The following is a 7,666-nucleotide window of genomic DNA, read 5'->3' as shown; positions in this document are numbered from 1 at the left end:
GGAGTGCGGCATCAACCGGCTCAAACGCCACCGAGCGGTCGCGACCCGCTACGACAAGCTAGCCGTCCGCTACGAAGCAACAGTCACCATCGCCGCGATCAACGAATGGCTGCCCCGATGAACTTCCCAAACAGGCCCTAGGTGAGCAGGTCACCTCGGCGGCGGACGTGTTCGCCTGGGGCGGTGTCCTTATCTTCGCCGGGACCGGTCGTTACCCGTTCGGTAACGGCCCTGCTCCCAGCGTGCTGTACCGGACGGTCAACGATCCTCCGATGCTTGACGGCTTCGAGGACAGCCTGCGGCCCCTGGTCTCCGATGCGATGCGCAAGGCAGCGGCGGAGCGACCCACCGCCGAGAAGCTCTACGCGCGTCTTCTGGACCTACGTGCCGAAGCCCCGATGGTGGCCAAGGGGCTGTCCCTGTCCGAGGTGACCGCGCTGATCCGGCCGCTGAACACGCCTCCCGGCGGCGCCTCCGGGACGCCGGCGAGCGACGCCGACCTCGCGGGTCCGATCACGCCCGTCACCGGCCATCAGCCGATCGGACCCCCGCCGCCCGCGAACCTGCTCTCGTTCCCGGGGCCGGGCATTCCCGGGGCACCATCCCGGTCCGGCCCGTCGTCGGTTCCGGGTGTGTCGTCCCCGCCGGTGGCATCGTCGGTTCCCGGCCCGCCGTCTCCGCCGGAGCCCTCGTCGGTTCCGGAGCCCTCGTCGGTTCCGGGCCCGACGTCTTCTCCCGGGCTAGGGTCGTCCTCGTCGGGGAGCGAGGCGTCACCGTCCGGGCCGGATGCCCGCTGGCGGCCGGGCGCCGGCTCGTCGTCCCGCTCCCGGGACTTCGCCGATGCTCTGGTGACGGTCTGGACCGATGACGAACACAGCCAGGACACCGGGCGAGGAGCGTCCCGGTCGTCCTCGTCTCAGCGGTCGTCCTCGTCGTCGCAGAGGTCCTCGTCCACCGCGCCACCGGGCGGCCGGGCCCGCAACCGACGTCCGCTGATCATCGTTGCCCTGGTGGCTGCCGTCACCGTGCTCGTGACGACGGTCGCCATCGTGTCCACCAGGAGCGGGGCCTCGCGGACCGAGACGAGCGTGCCCGAGGCGGTCGCCGAGCGGGCGCTGCTCCTCCAGGATGGCAACACGGGACTCGCCCGCCGGCTCGCGCTCGCGGCCTACCGCGCCGAGCCGCGCTCGGCCAGGACCCGGAGCGCGATGATCGCGCTGTTCGGTGCCGGGATCACCCCGACCACCATCCCCGTCGGGACCGGTGCCCTGCTGGCGCTCGCGGTGAGCCCGGACGGGCATTGGACCGCGGCGGGGAGCGACAACGGAACCGTCACGGTATGGGAAGTCGCCGGTCGGACCGAGCTGGTCCGGCGCACCTCCGTCTCGGTGTCGAGCCGCAGCTGGGTCGAGTCGCTGGCGTTCAACCGGGACAGTGGCCTGCTCGCCGCGGGCCACTCCGACGGCACGATCCGGCTGTGGAACCTGCACGACCCCGACCAGATGGTCCGATGGTCGACCATCCAGGCCCACGCCGGCGCGGTGCAGTCGGTGGCCTTCAGCCCGGACAGCAACACTCTCGGGTCCGCCAGTGCGGACGGCATCGTCGCGCTGTGGGATGTCACGGACCCGGCGCATCCGAAGCAGCGCGTCCGGGCGGACGGTCAGACCGGGGGAGCGCGCTCGGTGGCCTTCGCGCCGAACGGCACCCTGCTCGCGTTCGCTGGTGACGACGGCACCGTCCATCTGTGGCACATCCGGGACGCGGCGCGGCCGACCGCGGGTGGAATCCTGCGCGGGCACAGCCGTGGGGTGCGGTCCGTGGTCTTCACCGGCGACGGAGGCGTTCTGGTCTCCGGCGGCGTCGACGCCACGGTGCGCCTGTGGGAGGTGCGGTATCCGGATAATCCCGCCCGTGGCGTCGCCACCGGCTCTTTGGGCGGGGTCCAGAGCGTGGCCTTCGAGACGGGTGCCGACGTCGTCGCATCCGCCGGTGATGACGAGACGGTCCGGCTGACCGACATCTCCCGTCTGGACAGGCCGATCCTGCTGACCCAGTGGCACGGGCACACCCAGCCGATCAGCGCGATCGCCTTCGTCTCCGGCACGGGCGTCGTCGTCTCGGCTGGTCACGACGGGACATTGCGGCTGTGGGACGCCGAGCCCGGCCGGCTCGCGGACACCGCGTGCGCCGATCCGGCGAACCGGATCACCGCCGGTGAATGGAGCACCGCCTTCAGGGAGATGAGTTACCGGGCTCCCTGCGGTTGAGTTGACGACGGGCCGGCCGCCGGATTGCTCGTCAGGCCCACTGGAGCGGCCTGCCAGGTGAACCGTCCGGCTTTTCGACCGCAGGCGAGGGCTTCACCGTCGAGGGCGTGCTGGGTTACGTCCTCACGGGTTGAGATCCGCCGGAGGAGGACGTCGACCCGCGCCCACCGACGCACCGGTCGACGGGGAAGACTGGTTGGTGTGAATGCTGCAGAAGGCCGGGCGGTGCTGTCGGTCGAGGACTTCGGGCCCTCCTGGAAGCGGGGGCCCTTCGAGTTGGGCACGGACGGCCCACAGGTGATCATGACCGGGGTCGACGGGTCGCGGACGTCGATGCGCGCGGCAGCCTACGCGGCCGGGCTGGCCCGCCGCCAGTCGTCCCGACTGGTGGTGGTCTATGTCGCGGCCCCCTCGGTGTGGGCGGCGATGTCCCCGGCGCCGGCCGGGGAGGCGATGCAGCAAGTGATTGACTCGGTCATCGGTGAGGTGCGCGAGGCGATCCTGGAGCGGTCCGAGGAGCTGGGCGTCCCCATCCGGTTCGTCGTGCGGGCCGGCGATCCGTTCGAGGCGCTCAAGCGGAGCGCGACGGAGGAACAGGCGGACATGGTCGTCATCGGGGCGTCCGAGAGCGCCGGGCACCGCCTGGTCGGTTCCCTGGCGAGCCGGATGGTCCGCGGCGGTCGCTGGCCGGTCACCGTCGTGCCGTAGGGCCCGGATGGTTCCCGTCCGGGCCGTCCGGTGGGGGCGGATGGTCCTGACGGCCGGGGCCGGCTCCCTCCCACCGGTATGACGGCCAGCGTCGGCACCCGTCGGGCCAGTAACGAGGTCATCGCCGCACCCGTCGGCGGACTCGGCCGGAATCTCTCGACGTGGGGTCGCCGAAACCATGCCGAAACCGTGACAAAATAGCGATGGGATCGTGACGTTGCGTTCACTCGCCGGCTATGCCGACCGGCCCGGCCGTGCCGGGTTGATCCGCCCGTCCAGAGAGGCCCGTCGGGCGGCCAAACCGGGCGTCGCCGGGCGCGATGCTGAACAGTGTCGAATCCGACCTGTTGGGAGGCAGCGATGCTCCGTCACAGCTCGACGCCCGCGCATATCGTGGCGCGCGATCTATCCGTTGACTACGTCATGGAGGAGGGGGAGCGAGAAGCGATTCCCGGCACACTCCGTTACGACCCGGCTGATCCCTTCGCTGTCGAGTTGATCCTACGTTCCGGTGAAGAGGCCATCACCTGGATCTTCGCTCGCGCGCTGCTAGCCGAAGGGATCGAGGTTCCCGCCGGGACCGGCGACGTGCGCATCCGGCCGACGGCGTCCAAGGGGCGGTCGGTGATCACGGTGTCCCTGTCCAGCCCGTCGGGGCATGCCGATCTTGAGCTGGCGAAGTCGAAGGTCATCGCCTTTCTCGCCGACTGCCACGGGCAGGTTCCAGTGGGGCGGGAGAGTAACGGCATCGACTGGGACAACGAGCTTCACATGCTGCTGCACACCCGGAACACCTGACCGCTTCGGGTGTTCTCAAAGATCTCATCATCAACTCTGGTAATGACGATTCCGGGCGGGGGCGCCAGTCCGGTCCGCGGCGCCGGTCCGGTCCGCGGCGCGGATACGGGGAACCGTAGCCGTCCCCCGCCCGTGTCCCGCGCGCCCGCTCAGAAGGTGTCGGGCGCGCCTTCGATCGGCTGCCAGACCTGAATCTCCGGGGGTCCCTCGACGCCGGCGTCCCGCATGAGGGCGGCTATCTCGGGCTGATTGGTGAAGAACTCCTGGAACGCCTCCGCGGAATCCCATTCATCGAGGATGATGACCTGCCCGTCGCCGGCAAGGAAACGATGGTGCAAGGCTCCCACCTTTTTTGCCTGCTCGGCGACGGATGTGAAGATATCCGCCTTCGATGCGAACAGCTGCTGAAGAGCCGCTGGATCGACTTTCAGAGTCATGGCGACGATGACACTCATTTGAACCCCCATTATGTTGCCTGGCCCGGGTGACTATAGCGCATCGTCTCCGGACCCGGAAGACGGCTTGTCTGCCTCCGGGGATGCTGCGGCGTCGCCCCGGCACCGGTCAGACCCGGCGCTTGAACGCGGTGAGGGCGAGCGGCGCGAAGACCGCGGCCAGCCCCGCCGCCCAGACCAGCGCGTGCCAGGTCGGCGTGGCCACCGGGCCCGAGACCAGCAGGCCTCGGGTCGCGTCGGCCAGGGCCGTCACCGGGTTCACCTTGACGAACGCCTGCAACCAGCCCGGCATCGACGACGTCTCGACGAACACGTTGCTGATGAAGGTCAACGGGAAGATGAGGGTGAACCCGAAGGCCATCACCTTCTCCGGCTCCGAGACGAGCATCCCGACCAGCACGGAGATCCATGAGATCGCCAGCGCGAACAGGACCACGAGGCCGCAGGCGGCCAGTGCCTGCAGCGGGCCGGTCTCGATGCGGAAACCCAGCACGTATCCGAGGCCGAGCAGCATGGCGATGGCCCAGATCTGCTTGACGAGATCGGCGACGATGCGCCCGGCCAACGGCGCGGACCGGGCGATCGGCAGGGAGCGCAACCGGTCGAACACGCCCTTGGTGAGGTCGGCGTTGAGCCCCATGCCGGTGTTCAGGGTCGTGAACAGGGTGTTCTGCACGATGATGCCGGGCAGCGCGAACGTCAGATAGTCGGAGGTCGAGCCGGAGATCGCCCCGCCGAACACATAGGTGAACAGCAGGAGGAACATCAGCGGCTGCACGCTGAAGTCGAGCAGTTCCATCGGGTTGTGCTTGACCTGGACGAGCGTGCGCCAGGCCAGGGTCGCGGTGTGGCGAAGCGCGTCGAGCGGGGTGACCCGCGCGGCGCCGACCGGCTCGGCGGTGCCGTGCGTCGAGAAGCGTGGCTGGTCCGGGGTGGGCGTGGTCGGGCTGGTCAGGGTCGTCACGGCAGCTCAGCTCCTCGTCGCCGCGGGGATCTTCGCGGCCGTGTCGGTTGTGGTGGCGGCCTGGCCGGAGGCGGTGGCCGGGTGGCCGGTCAGGGACAGGAAGACCTCGTCGAGGCTGGAGCCGCGCATGGCCAGCTCGCCCACCCTCACCCCGGCGTCGTCGAGCCGACGGACGACCGCGGGCAGCACGGCGGGGTCGGTGACTCGGACACTGACGAGCGTGCCCGCCACCGCCGGGGCCGCGCCGACCACCTCCGCGACGGTGGTTGCCACCAGCGCCACGTCTGCGGCGTCGAGCGGGCGGACCTCGAGGGCCTGGCCGCCCGCCCGGTTCTTCAGCTGGTCCGGCGTGCCCTGCGCGATGACCCGGCGGTGGTCGACGACCGCGATCTCGTCCGCGAGCTGGTCGGCCTCCTCCAGATACTGGGTGGTGAGCAGCACCGTGACGCCCTGGCCGCCCACGAGGTCGCGGACGATGTCCCACATCTCGTTGCGGCTGCGCGGATCCAAGCCGGTCGTCGGCTCGTCGAGGAACAGCAGGCGCGGGCGCCCCACCAGGCTCGCGGCCAGGTCGAGTCGCCGGCGCATGCCACCGGAGTAGGTCTTCGCAGAGCGGTTCGCCGCGTCGTCCAGACGGAAGTCAGCGAGCAGCTCCCGGGCCCGCGCCTTGGCTGCGGACCGCGGCAGGCCGAGCAGCCGGCCGATCATCACGAGGTTCTCGGTGCCGGTGAGCATCTCGTCGACGGAGGCGTACTGGCCGGTCAGCCCAATGAGCTGGCGCACACGGTGACTGTCGTGCAGCACGTCGTAGCCGCCGACGAGGGCGGTGCCGGCATCCGGGCGCACCAGGGTCGCGAGGATCCGCACGATCGTGGTCTTGCCCGCGCCGTTCGGGCCCAGCAGACCGAAGACGGTGCCGGCCGGCACCGTCAGGTCGACGCCCGCCAGCGCCGTCGTCTCGCCGTAGCGCTTGACGAGCCCGTCGGAGACGATTGCGGGGGTGGGAGGTTCTCGTCTGTCCGTCATGGGATCAGCGTTGTCCGTCATGGGATCAGCATGCCGGCTACCACTGACACTTTGGCCACCCTGGAGGGACGGCGGTGACCGCCTAGGCGTCGTGGCGACGGCCCACTGACGGAACGCTGACGCCGGTGGGTCCGTCCGTCAGTGGTCCGTCCGTCAGTGGTCCGTCCGTCAGTGGTCCGTCCGTCAGTGGTCCGTCCGGCGGCGGGATGCCGGCTGCAGTGCCGGGTTACCGCTGTAGTGGCTGGTACCGGCGATGTCGGTGCCGGGGGTGACGATCTCGTCGATCGCGTCGAGCGTCGCCTGGTCGAGGGTGATCTCGGCCGCCGGGAGGACGTCGTCGAGCTGAGCGAGCGTCTTGGGCCCGATGATGGCCGAGGTGACGGCGGGGTGGCTGTCGACGAAGGCCAGCGCGAGGTGAGTGAGGGACACGCCGGTCTGCTCGGCGACGGTGGTCAGCTCCTCCAGCGCGGTGAAGCGGGCAGGCGCGTTCGGGTCCTCGGAGAGTGCCTGACTCTGGCGGCGGCTGAGCAAGCCCTGGGGCGAGTAGCGCGATCCGGCCGGAGCCTGCTCGCCGCGCCGGTACTTGCCGGTGAGCCAGCCGCCGGCCAGCGGGCTCCAGGGGATGATGCCGATGGTGTGGCGTTGGGCGGCGGGCAGGACGGCTTCTTCGATGGAGCGGGCGAAGATGGAGTACTGGGGCTGTTCGCAGACGAACCGTTCGCTGTTACGGCGCCGGGCGGCCCACTGGGCCTCGACGATCCAGTCGGGGGGGAAGGAGGAGGAGCCGAGGTAGCGGACCTTGCCGGCGTGGACGAGGTCGGACAGGGCGCCGAGGGTGTCCTCGAGGTCGGTGTCCCAGTCGTGGCGGTGGACCTGGTAGAGGTCGATGTAGTCGGTGCCGAGGCGGCGCAGGCTATCCTCAACGGCGCGGATGATCCAGCGCCGCGAGCCGCCGCGGGAGTTGCGCTCGTCGCCCATGGGGCTGAAGCACTTCGTGGCAAGGACGATGTCGTCGCGGCGGGTCTTGATGGCCCGGCCGACGATCTCCTCGCTCTCACCCTGAGAGTAGATGTCGGCGGTGTCGATGAAGTTGATGCTGGCGTCGAGGGCCCGATGGATGATGCGTTCGCATTCGTCGTGGTCGGTGTTGCCGAACGCGCCGAACATCATGGCGCCGAGACACTGGGTGCTGACCTCGACGCCGGTCCGGGCGAGTTTGCGGTACTTCATGGTATGTGCGGCGTGGAGACCTCCGCGTTCACGCGGAGGAGGAAACGCCGCTCACCCCCTTTCGCATCAGACCGGATAGAAGACGAGCCGTGCTCGCCTGTGGAGATTCTGTGGAGACGGAGGGAGGCCGAACCGACGGTAGTCGGTGACGCATCCGTCGGAACCTCCCGTCGGGAAAAGAAGCAGGAACCCGGCCCGCGAGGTCCGGGAATCCC

Annotated in this window: 7 protein-coding genes; 3 read left to right on the top strand and 4 right to left on the bottom strand. The window is 69.9% G+C overall.

The window, feature by feature from the left end; genetic code table 11:
* The first annotated feature begins 167 nt into the window (after window positions 1-167).
* The 3 genes from AC08OQ_RS15705 to AC08OQ_RS15695 all read left to right on the top strand — a co-directional run bounded on the left by AC08OQ_RS15705 (window position 168) and on the right by AC08OQ_RS15695 (window position 3,776).
* On the top strand, window positions 168-2,270 hold the full coding sequence (locus AC08OQ_RS15705; RefSeq protein ID WP_476612148.1) for a WD40 repeat domain-containing serine/threonine protein kinase: 2,103 nt from the start codon (window positions 168-170) through the stop codon (window positions 2,268-2,270).
* 201 nt (window positions 2,271-2,471) lie between these two features.
* Window positions 2,472-2,978, top strand: a complete 507-nt coding sequence (locus AC08OQ_RS15700) for a universal stress protein (protein ID WP_476594024.1) — start codon at window positions 2,472-2,474, stop codon at window positions 2,976-2,978.
* 360 nt (window positions 2,979-3,338) lie between these two features.
* Complete coding sequence (locus tag AC08OQ_RS15695; RefSeq protein ID WP_462185877.1) at window positions 3,339-3,776, top strand: SsgA family sporulation/cell division regulator; 438 nt, start codon at window positions 3,339-3,341, stop codon at window positions 3,774-3,776.
* 149 nt (window positions 3,777-3,925) lie between these two features.
* On the opposite strand, the gene AC08OQ_RS15690 is transcribed toward AC08OQ_RS15695, so the two are convergent.
* The 4 genes from AC08OQ_RS15690 to AC08OQ_RS15675 all read right to left on the bottom strand — a co-directional run bounded on the left by AC08OQ_RS15690 (window position 3,926) and on the right by AC08OQ_RS15675 (window position 7,451).
* A complete protein-coding gene (locus tag AC08OQ_RS15690) occupies window positions 3,926-4,231 on the bottom strand; it encodes a hypothetical protein (RefSeq protein WP_462185878.1) in 306 nt (101 codons plus the stop codon).
* 109 nt (window positions 4,232-4,340) lie between these two features.
* Window positions 4,341-5,195 (bottom strand): ABC transporter permease, encoded by an 855-nt coding sequence (locus AC08OQ_RS15685; protein ID WP_476605573.1) that lies wholly within the window; start codon window positions 5,193-5,195, stop codon window positions 4,341-4,343.
* Between the two features lie 6 nt (window positions 5,196-5,201).
* Complete coding sequence (locus AC08OQ_RS15680; protein ID WP_476602326.1) at window positions 5,202-6,221, bottom strand: ATP-binding cassette domain-containing protein; 1,020 nt, start codon at window positions 6,219-6,221, stop codon at window positions 5,202-5,204.
* 183 nt (window positions 6,222-6,404) lie between these two features.
* Window positions 6,405-7,451, bottom strand: coding sequence for an aldo/keto reductase (locus AC08OQ_RS15675; RefSeq protein ID WP_476602327.1), 1,047 nt, complete (start codon window positions 7,449-7,451; stop codon window positions 6,405-6,407).
* Window positions 7,452-7,666: the final 215 nt, after the last annotated feature.

The sequence above is a fragment of the Frankia sp. CcCS3 genome, assembly GCF_977927575.1.
This window is presented reverse-complemented; position numbering and strand designations above follow the sequence as displayed.

What these genes read in the sequence shown, in the direction of transcription:
- AC08OQ_RS15690 (WP_462185878.1), bottom strand. Translation starts at nt 4,231, where the DNA reads ATGAGTGTCATCGTCGCCATGACTCTGAAAGTCGATCCAGCGGCTCTT.
- AC08OQ_RS15695 (WP_462185877.1), top strand. Translation starts at nt 3,339, where the DNA reads ATGCTCCGTCACAGCTCGACGCCCGCGCATATCGTGGCGCGCGATCTA.
- AC08OQ_RS15675 (WP_476602327.1), bottom strand. Translation starts at nt 7,451, where the DNA reads ATGAAGTACCGCAAACTCGCCCGGACCGGCGTCGAGGTCAGCACCCAG.
- AC08OQ_RS15680 (WP_476602326.1), bottom strand. Translation starts at nt 6,221, where the DNA reads ATGACGGACAGACGAGAACCTCCCACCCCCGCAATCGTCTCCGACGGG.